A 21,358-nucleotide genomic window follows, 5' to 3' on the forward strand; every position below is an offset into this window, starting at 1 on the left:
CTCGGATGGTCCTTGCGTATCCGCAATGGACTTCGTTGGGAGGCGTGGTTGATCCGAACCTTGCGGCTGCCGCTACGGCGGCCCCGCCTGGCCCCGCCGGTCAGCTGAGCTGGCGGGCGGCGGCGCGGCCGGCGACCCGGCCGGAGAAGAGGCAGCCGCCGAGGAAGGAGCCCTCCAGGGCGTTGTAGCCCATCATGCCGCCACCACCGAACCCGGCCACCTCACCGGCGGCGTAGAGGCCGGGAAAGGCGTCGCCGTCGCGGGTCCGGCAGCGACCGTCCAGGTCGGTCTCCAGCCCACCGAGGGTCTTGCGGGAGAGGACGTTGAGCCGTACGGCGATCAACGGCCCAGCCTTCGGGTCCAGGAGGCGATGCGGCGCGGCGACCCGCAGGAGCCGGTCACCGCGGTAGTTGCGGGCGGAGCGGATCGCCTTGACCTGGGCGTCCTTGCAGAAGGTGTTGGTGAGCTGCCGGTCCCGTTCGGTGACGAGCGCGCGGATCCGGGCGACTTCGATCGCCGGCACGTCCGGGTCGGCGATGCGGTTCATCCCGGTGACGAGGTCGTCGAGGGTGTCCGCGACGACGAAGTCCTCGCCGTGCCGCTTGAACGCCTCGACCGGCCCGGGAGCACCGGCCCGTACCCGGGACAGCAGCAGTTTCAGATCCTTGCCGGTCAGGTCCGGGTTCTGTTCGGAGCCGGAGAGCGCGAACTCCTTCTCGATGATTTTCTGGGTGAGCAGAAACCAGGAGTAGTCGTAGCCGCTGTGGCGCAGGTGGCGCAGGGTGCCGAGGGTGTCGAAGCCGGGGAAGTACGGAGCCGGCAGCCGGTTGCCGGCGGCGTCCAGCCAGAGTGAGGAGGGGCCGGGCAGGATGCGAATTCCGTGGTTCTCCCAGATCGGATCCCAGTTTCGTAGCCCTTCGACGTAGTGCCACATCCGGTCCGGGTTGATGATGTTGGCGCCGGCCTCCTCGGCGATGCCCAGCATCCGGCCGTCCACGTGGGCCGGCACTCCGGCCACCATCCGCTTCGGTGGGCTGCCGAGCCGTGCCGGCCACGCCCGGCGGATCAGGTCGTGGTTGCCGCCTATGCCGCCGCTGGTGACGATGACGGCCTGGGCCCGGGCCTGGAACTCGCCGACCACGGTGCGGCTGCTCGGCCGGCCCCGCTCGGCCGTGGCCGGCTCCAGCCGGCTGCCGTACACCCCGACCACCGCACCGGCCTCCACCAGCAGCCCGTCAACCTGGTGGCGGAACGCGAACCGGATCCGCCCGGTGTCGACGTGCGCCCGTACCCGTCGCTCGAACGGCTCCACCACGCCGGGGCCGGTGCCCCAGGTGATGTGGAACCGCGGAACCGAGTTGCCGTGCCCACCGGGCCGGCCGTCGCCGCGTTCGGCCCAGCCGACCACCGGGAAGAAGCGATGCCCGTACTGCCGCAGCCAGGACCGCTTCTCTCCGGCGGCGAACTCCAGGTACGCCTCGGCCCAGGCGCGCGGCCACCGGTCCTCGTCGCGGTCGAACTGGGCGCTGCCGAACCAGTCCTGCCGGGCCAGCTCGAGGGAGTCCCGAACGCCCATCCGCCGCTGCTCGGGGCTGTCAACCAGGAACAGTCCGCCCAGGCTCCAGAAGGCCTGCCCGCCCAGGTTCTGCTCCCCCTCCTGGTCAACGAGGAGGACGCTCCGGCCGAGGTCTGCTGTCTCGGCGGCGGCGACCAGCCCGGCCAGACCAGCTCCTACCACGACGACGTCAGCTTCCACGGCTGCCTCCTATCGGTGCGAGCGGGCATTGACCCGCTTCCGGGCCGATCGCGGGGAGCGGGGCGGCGCCGGGGGTTGCCCCACCGTGCCGCAGCCAACCGGTTGACGCCACCACTTCCGCACCAGGTGAGCATGAGTATTGTCAACCCGCGCGGCCCGGGGGCGGTCGGGCCGGCTGGCAGCGCGAGGGGCGGTGACCGGGGTGGGCCTCACGGAACGGCTGATCGTACATCGGATGCTCACCGAGCGTAGCTCGACCCTCGTGGACGAGATGGTCGGCGCGGTCGTCGACCAGGTCCCGATCTACCGCGAACTCAGCGACGCCCAACTGCGGGAGGTCACGGCCATCGCCCAGTGGGCCGTCACCCGGCTCACCGAGATGTGGGTGGACGGCACTCGGCTCACCACCCGGGACATCAGCCGCTTTCGGGGCATCGGCGCCACCCGCGCCACCGACGGTCGGCCGCTGCTGGCGGTGCTGCGCGCCTATCGCGTCGCGGCGGCCATCATCACCGACGCTGTCGCCGAGCATGCCCCGCCCGGGCTGACGGTCGCCGACCTCGCCGCGCTGGTGCAGGCCCTGGTCGCCGCGCTCGACGAGTTGTCCGAGGCGTTGGCCAACGGCTATCAGCACAAGGCCGCCGAGTTGATCACTGACCGGCGTCGACTGATTGACGAGTTCCTGCACGATCTGCTCGCCGGCCGCCAGACCTCGCCCGGTGCCCTCGCCGACCGTACCGAGCAGCTCAACGTCCGCGTTCCCGCCAGCTTCGGCCTCCTCCTCGCCGTGGGTGACCCGAAGAGCCCGGAAACCCACCCGGCCCGCGTCGCCACGCTCGTTGCGTCGCCAGCCGTCGGCGTGGACCACGGCCCGGTCGACCTGAGTACCGGTGCGCTGTTGAGCACGGTGCGGGCCGGCGCCGGTGTCCTGCTGCTCCCGGACGAGCACGATCGGTCCGAGGTCGTGACGGCCGTGGCCGCGGGCGGTTGGCGGGCCTGTCTGATCAGCGGAGCTTCCCCGGCGACCCTGCCGCAGGACTACCGGGCTGCGGTTTCCGCGCTCAAGCACGCACCCGTGGCGGCGTTCGCCCGCCGGACCGTGCTCGACCGTGGCGACGCGCTCACCGTCGCGGTACTGCACGGCACGCCTCCCGTCGACCGTGCCGCACTGCACGCCGCGGTCCTCGGGCCGGTGCTCACCCCCGCCAACGCCCACCTGCTCGAAGGGCTGCACGCGTACCTCACCCACGGGTCGGCGATCGAGGCCGCGACCGCGGTCGGACTGCACCCGCAGACCATGCGCCATCGGCTCCGCCGGCTCACCGAGCTCACCGGTCGTAGTCTGACCCACTCCTGGGACCGGCTCGTGCTCGCGGTGACGCACGCCTCACTCCCGTCGCCCCCGGGGCGGTGAGCCGGCCGATGCCTCCCCGCGGGCTTGCTGCACCACCGGCCGGCGGTGCATCCTCAGCGCGTCATCAGGGGGCGTACAGACGGCGCTCAGCCAAGGGTGGTGCACTGGAGGCCGGCGGCACCGGAGATGCAAGGAGGAGCGGCATGGGCTGGTTCAGTCGGAAGCGGTCGCGTACCTGGGAAGCTGACGGGGTGCCGACGAAGCTCGACCGGGAGGGCACCCGCGCGGACCTGGTGGCGCTGGAGCAGTTCGTCGCCAGCCGGACCGGGGTCGAGTTCTACCTGGAGCCGGAGACGACGGCGACGGACACGACGGTGGTGGCGATCGCGCACGACGGCGAGTGGATCCGCCGCCGTACCGGGTCGCCACGGGTTGCTGCGTCCCTCGCCCGCCGACTGGCCCTGCCGCTGTACGAAGCGGCCAAGATGGGCTACCCGGAGCGGATGCGCGCCTGGAACCGGGCCCACCCGGAGCGGCGCCTTCGGTAGCCCCCGTGCCCTCCGGGGCCGTGGCTCCGGGACCGGTTGACCGCTGGGCTCCTCTCGTTTCGTTGACCCGGACGTACTGGTGTGGCAGAGTTCGCGGCCGGACGGCAGTGAAGGAAGCCGGTGTGAATCCGGCGCGGTCCCGCCACTGTCACCGGGGAGTGATCCTCCTTGTGGAGCCACGACCGTGCGTCGCACGGTTGGAAGGCCGGGGTGAGCATCGATCCGGGAGCCAGGATACTTCGGCCGTCGGTGCACCCCAGGGCGTGGATACCCGAGGAGGACCCGATGACGCGTAGCGTCCCACCCATCGACAGCTGTCGTACCAACCTGGCGGGCGGCGGCAGGTCCGCGACCGGTCCGCGGCCTGGAGCTGCCGCGACTGGCCCCGCTGCCGTGCTCGGTGCCGCCGTTCTCGACCCCGCTGCCCGCGGTTGATCGCTGCCTGACGCGCGCCCCCGTCGGCCACCCAGTCGGGTGGTCCGAGGTGGCGCCCGTGAAGCCGAATCACCTCCCGTCTCGCTGATCGTCCGCCCCTCCGTGCGGGCGTCACTCTCCGGAGTTTGCCGTGCGCATTCTGCTGCTCTCCACCGCCGACACCGACCTGCTCGCCGCGCGGGCCAGCGGGGCCGACTATCGCCTGGCCAACCCGACCCGGGTGGCCGTTGACAGCGTCCCGGAACTGCTCGACGGCGTGGACCTGGCCGTCGTACGCCTGCTCGGTGGCCGGGCCGCTTGGCCGGACGGACTGGCCGCGATCCTCGCCTCGGGCGTGCCGACGGTGGTGCTGGGCGGGGAGAGCGTCCCCGACGCCGAGCTGACCGCCGCCTCCACCGTGCCCTCCGGTGTCACCACCCAAGCCCTGTCCTACCTGGTCGAGGGGGGCCCGGAGAACCTGGCGCAGCTGGCCCGGTTCCTCTCCGACACGGTGCTGCTCACCGGGGAGGGGTTCACGCCCCCCACCCCGACCCCGGCGTACGGGACGCACGGTGCACGGTCGGCCGACCCGGACCGGCCGACCGTCGGGATCGTCTTCTACCGGGCGCACGCGCTCGCCGGCAACACCGCCTTCGTGGACACGCTCGCCGACGCCGTGGAGGCCGCGGGCGGCAACGCGGCGCCGATCTTCTGCGGCTCGCTGCGCGGCCTGACCGCCGGCACGGGCCCACTGGAACTCTTCGCCCGCTGCGACGCGCTGCTGGTCACCGTGCTCGCCGCCGGGGGCACCGTGGCCGCCGAGGCGGCCGGCGGTGGCGACGAGGACGCCTGGGACGTGGGTGCGCTCGCCGCCCTCGACCTGCCGGTCATCCAGGCGCTCTGCCTCACCAGCACGCGGGAGCAGTGGGCCGACAGCGACGCCGGATTGTCCCCGTTGGACGCGGCGATGCAGGTGGCGATCCCCGAGTTCGACGGGCGGATCGTCGCCGTGCCGTTCTCGTTCAAACAGCTCGATGCCGACGGGCTGTCGGTCTACGCGCCGGACCCGGAGCGCGCCGCCCGGGTGGCCGGAATCGCCGTCCGGCACGCCCGGCTGCGGCACCTGCCGAACGCCGACAAACGGGTGGCGGTGGTGCTCAGCTCGTACCCGACGAAGCACTCCCGGGTCGGCAACGCCGTCGGCCTGGACACCCCGGCCAGCGCGGTGCGGCTGCTCGCCGCGCTCGCCGCCGCCGGCTACGACCTCGGCGCGACGCCCGTCCCGGACGACGGGGACGCCCTCATCCACGCCCTCATCGCCGCCGGCGGCCACGACGTCGAGTGGCTCACCCCCGAGCAGCTCGCCACCGCCAGCGCGCGGGTACCGCGGGAGACGTATCGGCGGTGGTTCGACCAGGTGCCGGCGCCGCTGCGCGGCGCCATGATCAGCCACTGGGGGGAGCCGCCGGGGGAGCTGTACACCGACGGCGGCGACCTCGTCCTGGCCGGCCTCCGGTTCGGCAACGTGGTCCTGCTGATCCAGCCGCCCCGCGGCTTCGGGGAGAACCCGATCGCCATCTACCACGACCCGGACCTGCCCCCGAGTCACCACTACCTGGCCGCGTACCGGTGGCTGGCCGCCCCCGCCGCGGCGGGGGGCTTCGGCGTGGACGCCGTGGTGCACCTGGGCAAGCACGGCACCCTGGAGTGGCTACCGGGCAAGGGCCTCGGGCTGGCCGCCGACTGCGCCCCAGACGCGGTCCTCGGCGACCTGCCGTTGGTGTACCCGTTCATCGTCAACGACCCGGGGGAGGGGACGCAGGCCAAGCGCCGCGCGCACGCGGTCGTCGTCGACCATCTGGTGCCGCCGATGGCCCGCGCCGAGACGTACGGGGACCTGGCGAAGCTGGAGCAGCTACTCGACGAGTACGCCACCGTGCAGGCGCTCGACCCGGCGAAGGTGCCCGTCGTACGGGGACAGATCTGGGAGCTGGTGCGCACCGCGGAGCTGCACCACGACCTGCACCAGTCGGAGATGCCGGCCGCCGACGACTTCGACGACTTCGTGTTGCACCTCGACGGTTACCTCTGCGAGGTCAAGGACGTGCAGATCCGCGACGGCCTGCACGTGCTGGCCGAAGCACCCGCCGGCGAGGCGCGGGTCAACCTGGTGCTCGCCGTGCTGCGCTCCCCACAGGTGTGGGGCGGGACCCGGGCCCTGCCCGGCCTGCGGCAGGCCCTCGCCGCCAGCTACGGCCTGGACGAAACCGTGCTGCTCGCCGCGCCCGGAGCCCGGGTGCGGGTGCCGGCCGCGCTGACCGACGTGGCCGGTGGGCCGGCCGGCACCGCCGCCGACGCCGTCGACCTGATCGAGGGTCTGGCCCGGCGTCTCGCCCTCGGGATGGAGACGCTCGGCTGGCCCCCCGACCGGGCGCCGGAGGTCGTCTCCGAGGTCACCGGCCGGGCGATCCCGGAGGCCGCCGCGGTGCTGCGCTTCGCCGCCACCGAACTGGTGCCGCGGCTGGAGCGCACCACCGACGAGCTGGCGCACACCCTCGCCGCCCTCAACGGGCGGTTCGTGCCCCCCGGCCCGTCCGGATCACCCACCCGGGGCCTGGTCAACGTGCTGCCCACCGGTCGCAACTTCTACTCGGTCGACCCGAAGGCGATCCCCAGCCGCAACGCCTGGGACGTCGGCGTGGCCCTGGCTGACTCGCTGCTGAGCCGGCACCTCGCCGACACCGGGGCGTACCCGCGCTCGGTCGGGCTTACCGTGTGGGGCACCAGCGCCATGCGCACGCAGGGCGACGACATCGCCGAGGTGCTCGCGTTGCTCGGCTGTCGACCCACCTGGGACGACCGGTCCCGGCGGGTGACCGGGGTCGAGGTGGTGCCCCTGGCCGAGTTGGGTCGCCCCCGCATCGATGTGACCGTCCGCATCTCCGGCTTCTTCCGGGACGCCTTTCCGCACGTGGTGGCGCTCATGGACGACGCGGTACGACAGGTGGCCGCGCTGGACGAGTCGGCCTCGGACAACCACCTCCGGGCGCACGTGGCCGAGGACCTCGCCGGGCACGGCGACGAGCGCCGGGCCACCGCGCGGATCTTCGGGTCGAAGCCGGGCGCGTACGGGGCCGGGCTGCTTCCGCTGATCGACGCCCGGAACTGGCGCAGCGACGCAGACCTGGCCGAGGTGTACGCGGTGTGGGGCGGCTACGCGTACGGACGGGGGCTGGACGGCCGGGAGGCCCGCACCGACATGGAACGCGCCTTCGCGCGGATCGCCGTGGCGGTGAAGAACCAGGACACCCGGGAGCACGACATCGTCGACTCCGACGACTACTTCCAGTACCACGGCGGGATGGTGGCGATGGTCCGGCACCTCACCGGTGCCGCCCCGGCCGCGTACGTCGGCGACTCGGCGATGCCGCACGACGTGCGGACCCGCACCCTCAGCGAGGAGACCCGCCGGGTGTTCCGGGCCCGGGTGGTCAACCCGAGGTGGGTCGCGGCGATGCGCCGGCACGGCTACAAGGGCGCCTTCGAGCTGGCGGCCACCGTCGACTACCTGTTCGGCTACGACGCCACCGCGGGCGTGGTCGACGACTGGATGTACGAGCGGCTCGCCGAGGCGTACCTGTTCGACGCCGAGACCCGGGAGTTCCTGGAGCGGTCCAACCCGTGGGCGCTGCGGGGCATGACCGAACGGCTGCTGGAGGCCGCCGACCGGGGGCTGTGGGCAAAGCCGGAGCCGAGCACCCTGGACCGCCTCCGGGAGACGTATCTGGCCAGCGAGGGCGATCTGGAGGAGCGCGGATGAGCACGACGAGTGAACCGGGCCTGCGGGTTGCACGGCCGCCGCGGCCGGAGGCGCCCGGGGCGAACTACCCGTTCTCGGCCGTACTCGGCATGGCCGACATGCGCCTGGCGCTGCTGCTGAACGCGGTCAACCCGGCGATCGGCGGGGTGCTGGTGCGGGGCGAGAAGGGCACCGCCAAGTCGACCGCGGTGCGCGCCCTCGCCGCGCTGCTGCCGCCGGTGGTTCGGGTCGCCGACTGCCGGTTCGCCTGCGATCCGCAGACGCCTGATCCCGGCTGCCCGGACGGGCCCCACCCGGCGGTGCCGGCGACCGAACGTCGCCCGGCCGCGTTGGTCGAACTGCCGGTCGGCGCCGCCGAGGACCGGGTGGTCGGCTCGCTCGACCTGGAGCGGGTAATCGCCGACGGAGTCCGCGCCTACGAGCCCGGCCTGCTCGCCGCCGCCCACCGGGGGGTGCTCTATGTCGACGAGGTGAACCTGCTCCACGACCATCTGGTCGACCTGCTGTTGGACGCCGCCGCGATGGGGCGCTGCCACGTTGAGCGGGAGGGCGTGTCGGTCCGCCACGCGGCCCGGTTCCTGCTGGTCGGCACGATGAACCCGGAGGAGGGGGAGCTGCGTCCGCAATTCCTCGACCGGTTCGGGCTGACCGTCGAGGTGACGGCCAGCCGCGACCCGGCCGTACGGGTGGAGGTGGTGCGTCGCCGGCTCGATGCCGACGCGGACCCCGCCGGCTTCGCCGCCCGCTGGGCGGGGGAGGACGCGGCGGTCGCCGGGCGGGTGGCCGAGGCCCGCGCCCGGCTGGACCGGGTGGTGTTGACCGACGCGGCCCTGCGGCAGATCGCCGAGGTCTGCGCGGCGTTCGACGTGGACGGGATGCGGGCCGACATCGTCATCGCCCGGACCGCCGTGGCGCACGCCGCCTGGCAGCGTCGGGACCGGGTGAGCGCGGAGGACGTTCGGGTGGCTGCCCGCCTCGCCCTGCCGCACCGCCGCCGCCGGGATCCGTTCGACCCGCCGGGACTGGACGAACAACGCCTGGACGAGGCGCTGAACCGGGCGCAGGAGGAGCATCCCGACGACCCGGACGACAGCACCGGTCCGGGCCGTGATCCGGGGGATGACGCCGGTCCCGACGGCGGTCCGGGGGGCGGCACCACACCGGACGGCGGTCCGGGCGGGGGCACCGGTCCCGGTGGTGCGGGCGACCCGGCCGGCGACACCGGGACCGAGCCGGACACCGGCTCCACGGCGGGCATCCACCCCGATGGCGGCACCGGCTCCGCGGCTGAGCCGTCCGATCCGGACCGACCCGCGGTCCCCGAGGACGGTGCGTCCCCGTCCGCGCATCCGAGCCGGGACGCGCACCCGGGCGGGGTCCCGCACCCGGTGGCCGCCCCGCAGCTCGGGCTCCGGGCGCGGTTGTTCACCGTGCCGGGCATCGGCGAGGGGGTGCCGGGCCGGCGGTCGCGGGCGCGGACCGGGCGCGGTCGCACCACCGGCGCCCGGGTGCCGGCCGGCCGCCTCGGCGCGTTGCACCTGCCGGCGACGATCCGGACCGCCGCCGGGCACCAGGTCGCCCGGGGACGGGCCGGTGGTCCGCTGCGGATCCACCCGGCTGACGTACGGGAGGCCGTTCGGGAGGGGCGGGCGGGCAACCTGGTGCTCTTCGTGGTGGACGCCAGCGGTTCGATGGGTGCCCGGCAGCGGATGAGTGCCGTCAAGGGCGCGGTGCTCGCCCTGCTCACCGACGCCTACCAGCGCCGCGACAAGGTGGCGGTGGTCGCCTTCCGCGGTGCTGGCGCGCAGGTCCTGCTGCCGGCCACCGCCTCGGTGCTCGCCGCCTCCACCCGGCTGGCCGAGCTGCCCACCGGTGGGCGTACCCCGCTCGCGGAGGGCCTGCTCGCCGCCGCCGAGCTGCTGCGGGTGGAGCGCCTGCGGGATCCCCGCCGGCAACCGTTGACCCTGGTCCTGACCGATGGTCGGGCCACCGCCGGCGCCGACCCGTTGCCCCGCGCGGCGCGGGCGGCGGCGGTGCTGCGCGCGACCGGCGCCCCCTGTGTCGTCGTGGACTGCGAGTCCGGCCCCGTCCGACTCGCCCTGGCCCGCCGCCTGGCCACCCAGCTGGCCGCCGCCCACCACCCCCTGCCCACCGTGACGACCGCCCCGTTGGCGGCGTTGGCGACCGCCGGCTTCGCCGCGGAGCGGAGCGTGCGCTGATGCCGCAGGGCAAACCGACGCAGGTGCCGGCCGACGGGCTCACGACCCGGCAGCGGCGGAACCGCCCGTTGCTGATCGTCCACACCGGATCGATGAAGGGGAAGTCCACCGCCGCCTTCGGCCTCGCGCTGCGGGCCTGGACCGCGGGACTGCCGATCGGGGTGTTCCAGTTCGTCAAGAGCGCCAAGTGGCGGGTGGGTGAGGAGCGCGCGTTCCGCGCCCTCGGCGAGGTACACGAGCAGACCGGTCAGGGTGCCCCGGTGAGCTGGCACAAGATGGGTGAGGGCTGGTCCTGGATCCAGCGCGACGGTACGGCCGACCACGCCGCCGACGCCCGCGAGGGGTGGCGGCAGATCCAGCGCGACCTGACCGCCCAGCGGTACGGCCTCTACGTGCTCGACGAGTTCACCTACCCGATGAAGTGGGGCTGGGTGGACGTCGCCGAGGTGGTCGACACCCTCACCACCCGACCCGGCTTTCAGCACGTCGTCATCACCGGTCGGGACGCCGACCCGCGCCTGGTGGCCGCCGCCGACCTGGTTGCCGAGCTGACCAAGGTGAAGCATCCGATGGACGCCGGCCAGAAGGGCCAGAAGGGCATCGAATGGTGAACGCCCCCTGGTCCCTGCCGCGGGTGGTGGTCGCCGCACCGGCCAGCGGCCACGGCAAGACCACGATCGCCACCGGGCTGCTCGCCGCGCTGCGTCGTCGGGGCCACCTGGTCAGTCCACACAAGGTCGGCCCGGACTACATCGACCCCGGCTACCACGCCCTCGCCGCCGGCCGGCCCGGCCGCAACCTCGACCCGTGGCTGGTGGGGGAGGAGCGGATCGCCGGTCTGCTGCGGCACGGCGCGGCCGTGCCCCGCCCCGCCGACATCGCGGTGATCGAGGGGGTGATGGGGCTGCACGACGGCGCGGTCGGCCACCGCGGGTACGCCTCCACCGCCCACGTCGCCCGGCTCGTCGCCGCGCCCGTGCTGCTGGTGCTCGACACCACCGCCCAGGGGCGCAGCGCCGCCGCCCTGGCCCTCGGAATGAGCGCCTTCGACCCGGCGGTGCGAATCGGCGGGGTGGTGCTCAACCGGGTCGGCTCGCCCCGGCACGAGTCGCTGCTGCGCGAGGCCCTGGCCGAGGTCGGCGTACCGGTGCTGGGCGCGGTCACCCGGGCCGCCGAGGTCGCCGCCCCCGCCCGTCACCTGGGCCTGGTGCCGGTCGCGGAGCGGGCCGCCGAGTCGATCGCCGTGGTTGACGCGTTGGCCGACCTGGTGGCAGCCACCGTGGACCTCGACGCGGTGCTGGAGTTGGCCCGCAGCGCCCCGCCACTGACCGCGTTGCCCTGGGACCCGGCCGCCGCCGTCGGCGGCCCGGCCGGGCCCGACCGGCCGGTGGTCGCCGTCGCCGGTGGCCCGGCCTTCACCTTCGGCTACGCCGAGACGACCGAGCTGCTCACGGCCGCCGGCGCCACCGTTGTGCCGTTCGATCCGCTGCGCGACGAGGCGCTGCCCGCCGGTACCCGGGCCGTGGTCGTCGGCGGCGGCTTTCCCGAGGTGTACGTGGAGGCGCTCGCCGCCAACACCGGGCTGCGCGCCGATCTGGCCGCCTTCGACGGGCCGGTGGTGGCCGAGTGCGCGGGTCTGCTCTACCTGGGACGCGAACTGGACGGGGTGCCGATGTGCGGCCGACTCGACCTGACGGCTCGAATGACCGGACGGCTCACCCTCGGCTACCGGGCGGCCGTCGCCGCCGCCGACTCGGTGCCGCACGCCGCCGGGGACCTGGTCCGCGGGCACGAGTTCCACCGCACCGGCACCGATCCCGGTCACGGTGAGCAGCCGGCGTGGCGCTGGGACGGGGCCGCGCACGGCTTCGTCGCCGGCCGGATCCACGCCTCGTACCTGCACACCCACTGGGCCGGGCAGCCCCGAGCGGCCCAGCGGCTGGTAGCGGCGGCGACCCGATGACCGTGACGCTGACCGGGGTCGGGGTGGGCCCCGGCGACCCGGAGCTACTCACCGTGCGCGCGGTACGGGTGCTGCGTGAGGCTGACGTGGTCTTCGTACCCGTGCTGGACCGGCCGGCGGGCGCCGCGGCCCCCGGCCGGGCCGAGACCACGATCGCCCCGTACCTACCGCCGGAGCGGCTGCGCCGGCTGCCGTTCGCCCTGGACGACCGGGGCGGGGTGACCCGACGGCGAGAGAGCGCGTGGAACGCCGCCGCGCAGGCGGTCGCCACCGCGGTGGACGACGGGGCCCGAGCTCTGGCCTTCGCCACCATCGGCGACCCCAACGTCTACTCCACCTTCGGCTATCTCGCGCAGACCCTCCGCGAGCTGCGGCCGGCGGTCGCCGTGCACACCGTCCCCGGGATCACGGCCATGCAGGAGCTCGCCGCCAGAAGCGGAGTTCCACTCTGCGAGGGGCGAGAGCCGCTGACCCTGCTGCCGGCCACCGCCGGGCTGGCGCTCTTCGCCGACGCGGTCGCCGGGCCGGGCACGGTCGTCGCCTACAAGGGGTGGCGGCGGCACCCGGAGTTGCTGGCCGAACTCCGCCGGCAGGGTCGACTCACCGAGGCGGTGCTGGGTAGCGGGCTGGGCTTGGCCGGCGACCGCGTCGGTCCGGCCGCCGAGGCGGGCGACGACCCGCCGTATCTGTCGACACTGCTGGTCCCGGCCCGCCGGGACCGCCGAGGGGGGAAACTGTGAGCGGCACCGTCTGGTTCGTGGGTGCGGGACCCGGCGCGGCGGATCTGTTGACCCTGCGTGCGGCTCGGGTGATCGCCGCCGCCGATGTGGTGGTCTGGGCGGCCAGCTTGGTCCACGCCGACGTGCTGGCCCACGCCCGACCGGACGCCGAGATCGTCGACTCGTCGCGATTGCCGATGGAGGGGGTGCTGCCCCTGTATCAACGGGCCGCCGCCGACGGGTTGACCGTGGCCCGGATCCACTCAGGCGACCCTTCGCTGTGGGGCGCGGTGCAGGAGCAGCTCGACCTGTGCCGGGCGCTCGGGCTGGCCGTGGAGATCGTGCCGGGGGTCTCCGCGTTTTCCGCGGTCGCCGCCCGGATCGGGCGGGAGCTGACCGTACCCGAGGTCGCGCAGTCGGTCATCCTCACCCGCCTGGAGGGTGGGAAGACGCCGATGCCGCCGGGGGAGCGGGTCCGCGAGTTCGCCCGGCACGGCGCCACCATGGCGTTGTTCCTCTCCGCGGCCCGCTCCGGCCAGGTGCAGGCCGAGCTGCTCGCCGGGGGGTATTCGGCCGACACCCCGGCGGTCGTGGCGTATCAGGCGACCTGGCCGGACGAGCTGGTGGCGCACTGCACCGTCGGCACCCTAGCGGCGACGGTCAAGGAACACCGGCTCTGGAAGCACACCCTCATCCTGGTCGGGCCGGCGCTGGCAGCCGCCGGTACCCGTTCGCATCTCTACCATCCGGGGCACTTCCACGGTCACCGGCGGGCGGAGCCGGCCGCGCGGGCCGCCCTTCGCCGGGAGGTCACCGCCCGGGCGGACCGGCCGACCTGATGGCGTACGACCTGCCGCCCCTGCGCGAGCCGGACCTGCCGCGTACCGCGAAGGTCCGGCCCGTGGCGCTGCGCACCGGCTGGACCACCGGCGCCTGCGCGACAGCCGCGACGAAGGCGGCGCTGACCGCCCTGGTCACCGGGGTGTCACCGGAGGAGGTCGAGATCGGACTGCCGGCCGGGCGGCGGGTGTGCTTCCCGGTGGCCCGCTGCGACCGTACGGCTGGCGGCGCCGAGGCGGTGGTGGTCAAGGACGCCGGCGACGACCCGGACGTCACCCACGGCGCCGAGCTGACCGCCACGGTCGGCTGGCGGCAGGTTCCCGGACTGACCCTGGCGGGTGGGCCCGGGGTGGGTACGGTGACCAAGCCCGGGCTGGGACTGCCGGTCGGCGGGCCGGCGATCAACGACACCCCGCGCCAGATGATCGGCGCGGCGGTCGCCGAGTTGGTCGACCTGGCCGTCCTCGGCGTCCGGGTGGTGATCAGCGTCCCGCGCGGCGAGATCATGGCCCGGAAGACCACGAACCGCCGGCTCGGGATCCTCGGCGGCATCTCGATCCTCGGCACGACCGGCGTGGTCAGGCCCTTCTCCACCGCGTCCTGGCGGGCCAGCGTCGTGCAGGCCGTACAGGTGGCGGCAGCGCAGGGAGAGTCGACGGTGGTGCTGTGCACGGGTGGGCGGACCGAGCGGGCCGCCCGGGAGCTGCTGCCGGAGCTGCCCGAGGTGTGCTTCGTGGAGGTGGGTGACTTCACCGGTGCGGCGGTCACCGCCGCCGTCACCCACGGACTGTCCGGGGTGGCCTTCGTCGGGATGGCCGGCAAGCTGGCCAAGCTCGCCGCCGGGGTGCTGATGACCCACTACACCCGCTCCAGAGTGGACCTGTCGCTTCTCGGCGCGGTGACGGTCGAGGCGGGCGGCACCGCTGAGCTGGCCGCCGCCGTCACCGCCGCCAACACCGGCCGGCACGCGTACGAGTTGTGGGAGGCCGCCGGCCTACTCGGCCCCGCCGGTGACCTGCTCTGCCATCGGGTCGGCGCGGTGCTGCGACGCTTCGCCGGGGACGCCCTCGCCGTTGACGTGGCGATGGTGGACTTCGCCGGGCGGCGATGCGTGGCCGCCAGCGGGCGGTGGGCCCGGTGACCGGTACGCCGGGTGTGGGTCGGCGGGACACCGGTGTTGAGGGCCCCGGCGCCTCCGTCGTCGGTGGTGCCGGTGTCGGGGCGACGGTGGTGACGGTGGCCGGTGTGGACGCCGCCGGTAACCCGGCGCACCCGGCCCTCGCCGCCGAGCTGGCGCGGGCGGGGCTCGTGGTCGGCGCCGCCCGGCACCTGGCGGCCGTGCCGGTGCCGGCCGGCGCGGAGACGGTCGTGCTCGGTCCGTTGCCGCCGGCCCTGGAACGGCTCACCACCGCGGTTGCCACCGGCACCCCGGCCGTCGTCCTCGCCAGCGGTGATCCGGGCTGCTTCGGGATCGTGCGCCGGCTGCGGGCGGCCGGGCTGCCGGTGCGGGTGTTACCGGCGGTGTCCAGCGTCGCCGCCGCGTTCGCCCGGGCCGGGCTCTCCTGGGACGGCGCGGCCGTGGTCAGCGCCCATGGCCGGGATGCCCGAGCGGCGCTCAACGCCTGCCGGGCGCTGCCCCGGGTCGCGGTGCTCACCGCGCCGGGTGCGGGGGCCGCGGAACTCGGTGCCGGCCTGGTGGGCTGGTCACGTCAGCTGGTGGTGGCCGAGCACCTCGGCACCGACGCCGAACGGATCACCTGGACGACCCCGGCGGAGGCGGCGGCTGGCAGCTGGACTGATCCGCATGTGCTGCTGAGCCTCGGTCCCGGGCCGGGCGGAGTGGCCCGGGTGGACAACCAACCGGCCGCTGCCCCGGCCGCTGGGTGGGCGCTGCCCGAGGGGGCGTACCGGCACCGCGCTTCGATGATCACGAAGGCGGAGGTGCGGGCGCTGGTCGTGGCCGGGCTGCGGCCCCGGCTCGGCCGGCTGGTGTGGGACGTGGGTGCCGGCAGCGGCTCGGTGGGCATCGAGTGTGCCCTGCTCGGCGCGGCGGTCGTCGCGGTGGAGCGGGACCCGGCCGCCGTGGACCTGGTTCACGACAACGCTGCTCGGCACGGTGTGGACGTACGGGTGGTCCACGGTGCCGCCCCGGACGTCCTGGCCGGGCTCCCCGACGCCGACGCGGCCTTCGTCGGCGGGGGCGGCACCGGGGTGCTCGCCGCGGTGACGGCCCGCCGCCCGGCGCGGGTACTCGTCGCGCTCGCCGCGTTGGACCGGGTCGCCCCGGCCCGGGACGTGCTGCGAGCCGCCGGCTACACGGTCAACGGTGTCCAACTCTCCGCCGCTCGCCTCGCCGACCTGCCCGGCGGGTCGATCCGTCTCGCGGCCACCAATCCGGTGGTCGTCCTCACCGGGGAGTTTCTGTGAAGCACGTCGAATGCACCGAGGCACGGTCGGGCCGGATCGGGCTGGTCGCGGTCACCGCGGCGGGGCGCCGGCACGCCCGGGTCCTCGCCGATGCCTGGCCGCACGCCCGGCTGCTGGAGGCGGAGAGCGCCGCCGCCGGACTCCGGGCCGCCTGGTCGGAGTGCGACCAGATCGTCGCGTTCCTGGCCACCGGCGCGGTGGTCCGCCTCCTGGCGCCGCTGCTCGACGACAAGCGCCGCGATCCGGCGGTGGTGACAGTGGACGAGGCGGCCCGGCACGCGGTGGCCCTGCTCGGTGGGCACGCCGGCGGCGCCAACGCCCTCGCGGCCGAGGTCGGGGCGCTACTCGACGCGGCGCCGGTGGTCACCACCGCCACCGACGCGGTCGACCTGCCTGGCCTGGACACCCTGGGCTGGCCGGTCGAGGGGGCGATCGCCGCGGTGAGCCGGGCGATCCTGGACGGCGAGCCGGTCACGGTGGTCGCCGACGCGCCCTGGCCACTGCCGGCACTGCCAACCAACGTCCAGGTCACCCCGGCCGGCCCCGCCGGTGCTCCCGCGGTGGGCTATCGGGTGCTGGTCACCGACCGGATCGTGCCCCTGGATGGGCGGACCGCCGTGCTCCGGCCCCCCTCCCTGGTCGCCGGGGTCGGGGCGAGCCGCGGCGTGCCCGCCGCCGAGGTGCGTGCCCTGCTGGATCGGGTGCTCGCCACCGCGGGCCTCAGCGCGGCGAGCCTGCGCGGTCTGGCCAGCGCCGACATCAAGGCCGATGAGGACGGTATCCGCACCACCGCCGACGCGCTGCGGATACCCCTGAGGACCTGGTCCGCCGCGGAGCTGGCGGCGGTGGCGGTGCCCAACCCCAGCGAGGTGGTTCGCGCCGCAGTCGGCACGCCGAGCGTCGCGGAGGCCGCGGCGTTGCTCGGCGGGGACGCCGAACTGCTGGTGCCGAAGACCGCGACCGCGATGGCGACCGTCGCCGTCGCCCGGCATGCGCCGCGTGGCCGGCTCGCCCTGGTCGGCCTCGGACCCGGTGCGGCCGAACTGCGTACCCCCCGGGCGGTGACCGAGCTACGGCGGTCCGCCGTCGTGGTCGGTTTGGACCAGTACCTGGATCAGATCCGCGACCTGTTGCGCCCGGGGACCCGGGTGCTCGCCAGCGGGCTCGGCGCCGAGGAGGAGCGGGCCCGGTCCGCCGTCGCCGAGGCCACCGCCGGCCAGGCCGTCGCCCTGGTCGGATCCGGCGACGCCGGGGTGTACGCGATGGCGAGCCCTGCCCTGGAGTACGCCGACGAGCGGGTCGATGTGGTCGGCGTGCCCGGGGTGACCGCCGCCCTCGCGGCGGCGGCCCTGCTCGGGGCGCCGCTGGGGCACGACCACGCCTACCTGAGCCTCTCCGACCTGCACACCCCGTGGGAGGTCATCGCCCGTCGGGTGACCGCCGCGGCGCAGGGGGACTTCGTCGCGGTGCTCTACAACCCGCGTAGCCGGAACCGGGACTGGCAGTTGCCGGCGGCGCTGCGGCTCCTCGCGGAGCACCGACCGCCGGACACACCCGTCGGGGTGGTGCGGAACGCCAGCCGAGCTGGGCAGCGGGTGCATCTGGCCACCCTGGAGACTCTCGATCCGGCGATCGTCGACATGTACAGCGTCGTGGTCGTGGGCAGTAGCCAGACGCGCCGGGTCGCCGGCCGGATGGTCACCCCGCGGGGCTACCGGTGGCGGACGTGACCGGCCCCGCACCGGTATTCGTTGACGCCTGTCAGGGCTGCGGTGCCTGCCTGCTGACCTGCCCCACGCACGCCATCCGGCCGGTGCCCGGCGGCCTCGTGATCCGGGCCGACCGTTGCACTGGCTGCCTGGAATGTCTGGAGATCTGCCCGGTCGGCGCCATCCGCACCGCCGGCCCGCGACACCTGGAGGAGCCGATGGTCATCACCCCGGTCAACCCCGCACCTGCGCGGGCGGACGGATGAGCCGGCCGGTGCATCCGATCGAGGTCGAGTCGTATCGGATTCTGCGGGAGCGGGTTGACCTTCGGCACCTGTCGCCGTTGACCCGCGCGGTCACCGAGCGGGTGGTACACGCCAGCGCGGACCTGAGTTACGTGACGGATCTGGTCTGTGACGAGACCGCGCTGGCCGGTGGGCTGGCCGCACTCCGGTCCGGCGCCCCGATCGTGGCCGATGTGGCGATGGTTGCCGCCGGGATCACCGGCCGGGCGACGGTCTGCCCGGTTGCCGAGGCGGGCACCGCCGCGCTGGCCCGGCGGGCCGGGATCACCCGCTCGGCCGCCGCGATGCGGATCGCGCTGGGCCGGGTGGGGCCCGGTGCGGTGTGGGTGGTCGGCTGCGCGCCCACCGCGCTGACCGAACTGCTCGCCCTGGACGCTCGGCCGGCCCTGGTGGTCGGCCTGCCGGTGGGCTTCGTCGGGGCCGCGGAGTCGAAGGCCGCGCTCCGGATCAGCGGTCTGCCGGGCATTTCGAACCGGGGCGAGAAGGGCGGGTCGGCGGTGGCCGCCGCCGCCCTCAACGCCCTGCTCTATGTGGAGGGGGAAGAGTGACCGCACTGGTCATCGTCGGGCATGGCACCCGTAGCGCCGAGGGGGTGGCGCAGTTCGCCGCGCTGGTCGAACGGGTCCGCACCCGGGCCGGCGCCACGGTCGGAGACGTCGAGGGTGGCTTCATCGAGTTGTCCCGTCCGCCCCTGACCGATGCGGTCGGCGCGCTCGCCGGCCGGGGGCACCGGGCACTGGTGGCGCTACCGCTGGTGTTGACCGCGGCCGGGCACGGCAAGGGCGACATCCCGGCGGCGCTGGCTCGGGAACAGCAGCGTCACCCCGGCCTGCGTTACGCCTACGGCCGACCGCTTGGCCCGCACCCGTTGCTGCACACCGCTCTCCAGGAGCGGATTGACGCCGCGCTGGCCGGCGCGGAGCGGGCCGATACCTGGGTGGCGTTGATCGGGCGTGGCTCCACCGACCCGGACGCGAACGCCGAGGTCGCCAAGGTGGCCCGGTTGTTGTGGGAGGGCCGGGGCTACGCGGGCGTTGAGCCGGGCTTCATCTCGCTCGCCGAGCCGTCCGTGCCGGCGGTCCTGGATCGGCTGCGCCGGCTGGGGGCGCGGCGGATCGTCGTCGCTCCGTACTTCCTGTTCGCCGGGGTGCTACCGGATCGCATTCGGGCCCAGTCCCGGGAGTACGCCGCCGCGCATCCGGGGCTGGACCTGCGGGTGGCGGACCTGATCGGTGACTGCGACGCCCTCGCCGAGCTGGTGCTGGAACGCCACGCCGAGGCGGTGCGGGGCGACATCCGGATGAACTGCGACACCTGTGCGTACCGGGTGTCGATGCCGGGCTTCGTCGACAAGGTGGGTCGGCCGCAGACCCCGCACGACCACCCGGACGACCCGGTGGGCGGGCAGAATCACCAGCACCAGCACCAGCACCAGCACCCCGAGCCCGTGCTGCGGCCGGGTGCGGTGGCGATCGTTGGCGGCGGACCGGGCCCGGCAGACCTGATCACCGTCCGGGGTCGGGCGTTGCTGGCGGCCGCCGACGTGGTGGTGGTGGATCGACTCGCCCCGCAGGATCTGCTCGCCGGACTACGCCCGGGGGTGCAGGTGGTGGACGCGGCGAAGTCACCCCGGGGGCCGTCCGTCGGGCAGGACGCCATCAACACGACACTGGTCCGGCACGCCCGCGCCGGGCGGCGGGTGGTCCGGCTCAAGGGCGGCGACCCGTACGTCTTCGGACGCGGGCACGAGGAGGTGTTGGCCTGCGCGGCGGCCGGGGTCCCGGTGACCGTGGTGCCGGGGGTGACCAGCGCGGTGGCCGCGGCGGCCCTGGCCGGGGTGCCGGTCACCCATCGCGGGACGGCGCACGAGTTCACGGTCGTCTCCGGGCACCTACCACCGGGGCATCCGGACTCGCTGGTTGACTGGGCGGCGCTGGGCCAGGCCCGGGGCACCCTGGTGGTGCTGATGGGGGTGGAGACGATCAGCGCCGTAGCCGTGGCGCTGATCGCGCGCGGGCGTGCCCCGGATACCCCCGCCCTCGTCGTTCAGGACGCCGGCCACCCGGGGCAGCGTTCGTTGCCGGCGCGCCTGGACGAGATCGCCGTGGTGGCGGCTCGGGCGGGCGTGGGTCCTCCGGCGGTCTTCGTGGTCGGCCCGGTCGCGGCGTTCGCCGCGGAGCCCGTTCTGGCCACGTCGGGCCAGTGAGCTGACTCCCGGCTGCCGTCTGCCGCGCAGGTGACCCACTGCGGTGGTGGGGAGCGCGGCGGGCCCGGCTCACGGTCAGGTCAGGGCGGTCGCCGTGAGGTGGCCGAGCGCCGCCGCGGCCACCGCGGCGGCGACGCCGAGTAACGCGTTGGCCGCCGCCGAACGGAACCGCCCGGCGGTGGCCAGGCGCAGGGTCTCGTAGCTGGCCGTCGAGTACGTGGTGAGGGCGCCGCAGAGCCCGGTGCCGAGCAGTACGCCGGCCGCCGGCGAAAGCGGGAGTCCCAGCAGGAACCCGAGCAGCAGCGAGCCGGCCACGTTGACGGTGAACGTGCCCCAGGGGAAGCGGGCACCGAAGCGGTCCTGTACCGCTCGGTCGGCGAGGTAGCGCAGCGGCGCCCCGACGGCCGCGCCGAGCGCGACGAGCAGCGCGGTCATCCGCGCACCGCCGGCTGTCCCGCCCCGGTCCCGCCGACCGACGGCGTGAGCCGGTCGGTGGCCGTGTACCCGACCCAGACGGCGAGCAGCGCACCGGCCAGGGTCGCCGCGAGGTAGGCCAGGGCGGTCGTCGCCGCGCCGTCGGCGGCCAGTTGCCGCGCCTCCACGGCGTGGGTGGCGAAGGTGGTGTAGCCGCCGAGCACCCCGACCCCGAGAAACGGTCGGGCCAGCACCGGTGGGTTGGTCCGCTTGGCGAGCACCGCCATCAGCACGCCGATCAGCAGACATCCGCTCAGGTTGACCGCGAACGTCGGCCACGGGAAGCCGGCGGGATCGTGCGGTAGCGCAGCCGAGAGGCCGGCGCGGGCCAGCGCGCCCAGCACACCGCCGGCGGAGACGGCGGCGAGCACCGCGGCCGGGTGGGCGGGCAGCTCGGCTCGATCGGCGGGCACGGCCAGGTCGACATCGGGGTCGACGCGTCGCCGCTCCGGTCCGGACACCCGTTCCCCCATCCACCCCGCCGTTGACCGAGCCCACCCTAACGGCGGGGCGGCACGGCCACGCGGTAGCGGGGTACGGCTGGGCGTCGGTGGTGCCGGATCCGCGGCCGTGCCGTACGGTGGCAAGATCGTCGAAGTGTTCG

17 protein-coding genes and 1 riboswitch are annotated in these 21,358 nt (G+C 74.8%); of the genes, 14 read left to right on the forward strand and 3 right to left on the reverse strand.

What is annotated here, in order from left to right:
- Positions 1–100: 100 nt before the first annotated feature.
- Positions 101–1,756 (reverse strand): FAD-binding dehydrogenase, encoded by a 1,656-nt coding sequence (locus SALPAC3_RS0101390; protein ID WP_018219478.1) that lies wholly within the window; start codon positions 1,754–1,756, stop codon positions 101–103.
- A gap of 193 nt (positions 1,757–1,949) precedes the next feature.
- On the opposite strand from SALPAC3_RS0101390, the gene SALPAC3_RS0101395 reads away from it, so the two are divergent.
- From SALPAC3_RS0101395 to cobA, 14 genes are all read left to right on the forward strand, one after another.
- Positions 1,950–3,170: a PucR family transcriptional regulator gene (locus SALPAC3_RS0101395; protein ID WP_018219479.1), complete on the forward strand. Its 1,221-nt coding sequence runs from the start codon at positions 1,950–1,952 to the stop codon at positions 3,168–3,170.
- A 143-nt stretch (positions 3,171–3,313) separates the two neighbouring features.
- Positions 3,314–3,658 (forward strand): hypothetical protein, encoded by a 345-nt coding sequence (locus tag SALPAC3_RS0101400; RefSeq protein WP_018219480.1) that lies wholly within the window; start codon positions 3,314–3,316, stop codon positions 3,656–3,658.
- Positions 3,659–3,768: 110 nt separating this feature from the next.
- A riboswitch (cobalamin riboswitch) is annotated at positions 3,769–3,898 on the forward strand.
- A 325-nt stretch (positions 3,899–4,223) separates the two neighbouring features.
- On the forward strand, positions 4,224–7,892 hold the full coding sequence (gene cobN / locus SALPAC3_RS0101405) for a cobaltochelatase subunit CobN (protein ID WP_018219481.1): 3,669 nt from the start codon (positions 4,224–4,226) through the stop codon (positions 7,890–7,892).
- Positions 7,889–10,111: a VWA domain-containing protein gene (locus SALPAC3_RS0101410; protein ID WP_018219482.1), complete on the forward strand. Its 2,223-nt coding sequence runs from the start codon at positions 7,889–7,891 to the stop codon at positions 10,109–10,111. The genes cobN and SALPAC3_RS0101410 overlap by 4 nt, the downstream gene beginning before the upstream one ends.
- Positions 10,111–10,722, forward strand: coding sequence for a cob(I)yrinic acid a,c-diamide adenosyltransferase (gene cobO / locus SALPAC3_RS0101415; protein WP_018219483.1), 612 nt, complete (start codon positions 10,111–10,113; stop codon positions 10,720–10,722). Before SALPAC3_RS0101410 ends, cobO begins: the two co-directional genes overlap by 1 nt.
- Positions 10,716–12,074 carry a cobyrinic acid a,c-diamide synthase CobB gene (locus SALPAC3_RS0101420; RefSeq protein ID WP_018219484.1) on the forward strand — a complete coding sequence of 453 codons (1,359 nt, stop codon included), beginning with the start codon at positions 10,716–10,718 and terminating at the stop codon, positions 12,072–12,074. Before cobO ends, SALPAC3_RS0101420 begins: the two co-directional genes overlap by 7 nt.
- A complete protein-coding gene (cobI, locus tag SALPAC3_RS0101425; RefSeq protein ID WP_018219485.1) occupies positions 12,071–12,814 on the forward strand; it encodes a precorrin-2 C(20)-methyltransferase in 744 nt (247 codons plus the stop codon). Before SALPAC3_RS0101420 ends, cobI begins: the two co-directional genes overlap by 4 nt.
- Positions 12,811–13,632 (forward strand): precorrin-4 C(11)-methyltransferase, encoded by an 822-nt coding sequence (gene cobM, locus SALPAC3_RS0101430; protein ID WP_018219486.1) that lies wholly within the window; start codon positions 12,811–12,813, stop codon positions 13,630–13,632. The genes cobI and cobM overlap by 4 nt, the downstream gene beginning before the upstream one ends.
- Positions 13,632–14,774, forward strand: a complete 1,143-nt coding sequence (locus SALPAC3_RS0101435) for a cobalt-precorrin-5B (C(1))-methyltransferase (RefSeq protein ID WP_018219487.1) — start codon at positions 13,632–13,634, stop codon at positions 14,772–14,774. The genes cobM and SALPAC3_RS0101435 overlap by 1 nt, the downstream gene beginning before the upstream one ends.
- The gene (locus SALPAC3_RS0101440) at positions 14,741–16,060 is read left to right on the forward strand and encodes a bifunctional cobalt-precorrin-7 (C(5))-methyltransferase/cobalt-precorrin-6B (C(15))-methyltransferase (RefSeq protein WP_018219488.1); all 1,320 of its coding nucleotides are present in this window, start codon (positions 14,741–14,743) and stop codon (positions 16,058–16,060) included. Before SALPAC3_RS0101435 ends, SALPAC3_RS0101440 begins: the two co-directional genes overlap by 34 nt.
- Positions 16,057–17,790 carry a precorrin-3B C(17)-methyltransferase gene (cobJ, locus tag SALPAC3_RS0101445; protein WP_018219489.1) on the forward strand — a complete coding sequence of 578 codons (1,734 nt, stop codon included), beginning with the start codon at positions 16,057–16,059 and terminating at the stop codon, positions 17,788–17,790. Before SALPAC3_RS0101440 ends, cobJ begins: the two co-directional genes overlap by 4 nt.
- The gene (locus SALPAC3_RS0101450) at positions 17,778–18,035 is read left to right on the forward strand and encodes a DUF362 domain-containing protein (protein ID WP_018219490.1); all 258 of its coding nucleotides are present in this window, start codon (positions 17,778–17,780) and stop codon (positions 18,033–18,035) included. The genes cobJ and SALPAC3_RS0101450 overlap by 13 nt, the downstream gene beginning before the upstream one ends.
- Positions 18,032–18,622 (forward strand): precorrin-8X methylmutase, encoded by a 591-nt coding sequence (locus SALPAC3_RS0101455; protein WP_018219491.1) that lies wholly within the window; start codon positions 18,032–18,034, stop codon positions 18,620–18,622. The genes SALPAC3_RS0101450 and SALPAC3_RS0101455 overlap by 4 nt, the downstream gene beginning before the upstream one ends.
- Positions 18,619–20,280: a uroporphyrinogen-III C-methyltransferase gene (gene cobA, locus SALPAC3_RS0101460; protein ID WP_018219492.1), complete on the forward strand. Its 1,662-nt coding sequence runs from the start codon at positions 18,619–18,621 to the stop codon at positions 20,278–20,280. The genes SALPAC3_RS0101455 and cobA overlap by 4 nt, the downstream gene beginning before the upstream one ends.
- Positions 20,281–20,355: 75 nt before the next feature.
- Here the strand turns inward: cobA and crcB are convergent, their stop codons facing one another.
- Positions 20,356–20,715, reverse strand: a complete 360-nt coding sequence (gene crcB / locus SALPAC3_RS0101465) for a fluoride efflux transporter CrcB (protein ID WP_018219493.1) — start codon at positions 20,713–20,715, stop codon at positions 20,356–20,358.
- The gene (locus tag SALPAC3_RS0101470; protein ID WP_018219494.1) at positions 20,712–21,227 is read right to left on the reverse strand and encodes a fluoride efflux transporter FluC; all 516 of its coding nucleotides are present in this window, start codon (positions 21,225–21,227) and stop codon (positions 20,712–20,714) included. Before SALPAC3_RS0101470 ends, crcB begins: the two co-directional genes overlap by 4 nt.
- Between the last annotated feature and the right edge of the window lie 131 nt (positions 21,228–21,358).

It is taken from the genome of Salinispora pacifica DSM 45544, assembly GCF_000378845.1.
GTDB lineage: Bacteria > Actinomycetota > Actinomycetes > Mycobacteriales > Micromonosporaceae > Micromonospora > Micromonospora pacifica.

Coding starts and splice junctions, on each gene's coding strand:
- SALPAC3_RS0101400 (WP_018219480.1), top strand. CDS start 3,314: ATGGGCTGGTTCAGTCGGAAGCGGTCGCGTACCTGGGAAGCTGACGGG.
- SALPAC3_RS0101410 (WP_018219482.1), top strand. CDS start 7,889: ATGAGCACGACGAGTGAACCGGGCCTGCGGGTTGCACGGCCGCCGCGG.
- cobO (WP_018219483.1), top strand. CDS start 10,111: ATGCCGCAGGGCAAACCGACGCAGGTGCCGGCCGACGGGCTCACGACC.
- SALPAC3_RS0101420 (WP_018219484.1), top strand. CDS start 10,716: ATGGTGAACGCCCCCTGGTCCCTGCCGCGGGTGGTGGTCGCCGCACCG.
- cobI (WP_018219485.1), top strand. CDS start 12,071: ATGACCGTGACGCTGACCGGGGTCGGGGTGGGCCCCGGCGACCCGGAG.
- SALPAC3_RS0101435 (WP_018219487.1), top strand. CDS start 13,632: ATGGCGTACGACCTGCCGCCCCTGCGCGAGCCGGACCTGCCGCGTACC.
- SALPAC3_RS0101440 (WP_018219488.1), top strand. CDS start 14,741: ATGCGTGGCCGCCAGCGGGCGGTGGGCCCGGTGACCGGTACGCCGGGT.
- SALPAC3_RS0101455 (WP_018219491.1), top strand. CDS start 18,032: ATGAGCCGGCCGGTGCATCCGATCGAGGTCGAGTCGTATCGGATTCTG.
- crcB (WP_018219493.1), bottom strand. CDS start 20,715: ATGACCGCGCTGCTCGTCGCGCTCGGCGCGGCCGTCGGGGCGCCGCTG.
- SALPAC3_RS0101470 (WP_018219494.1), bottom strand. CDS start 21,227: ATGGGGGAACGGGTGTCCGGACCGGAGCGGCGACGCGTCGACCCCGAT.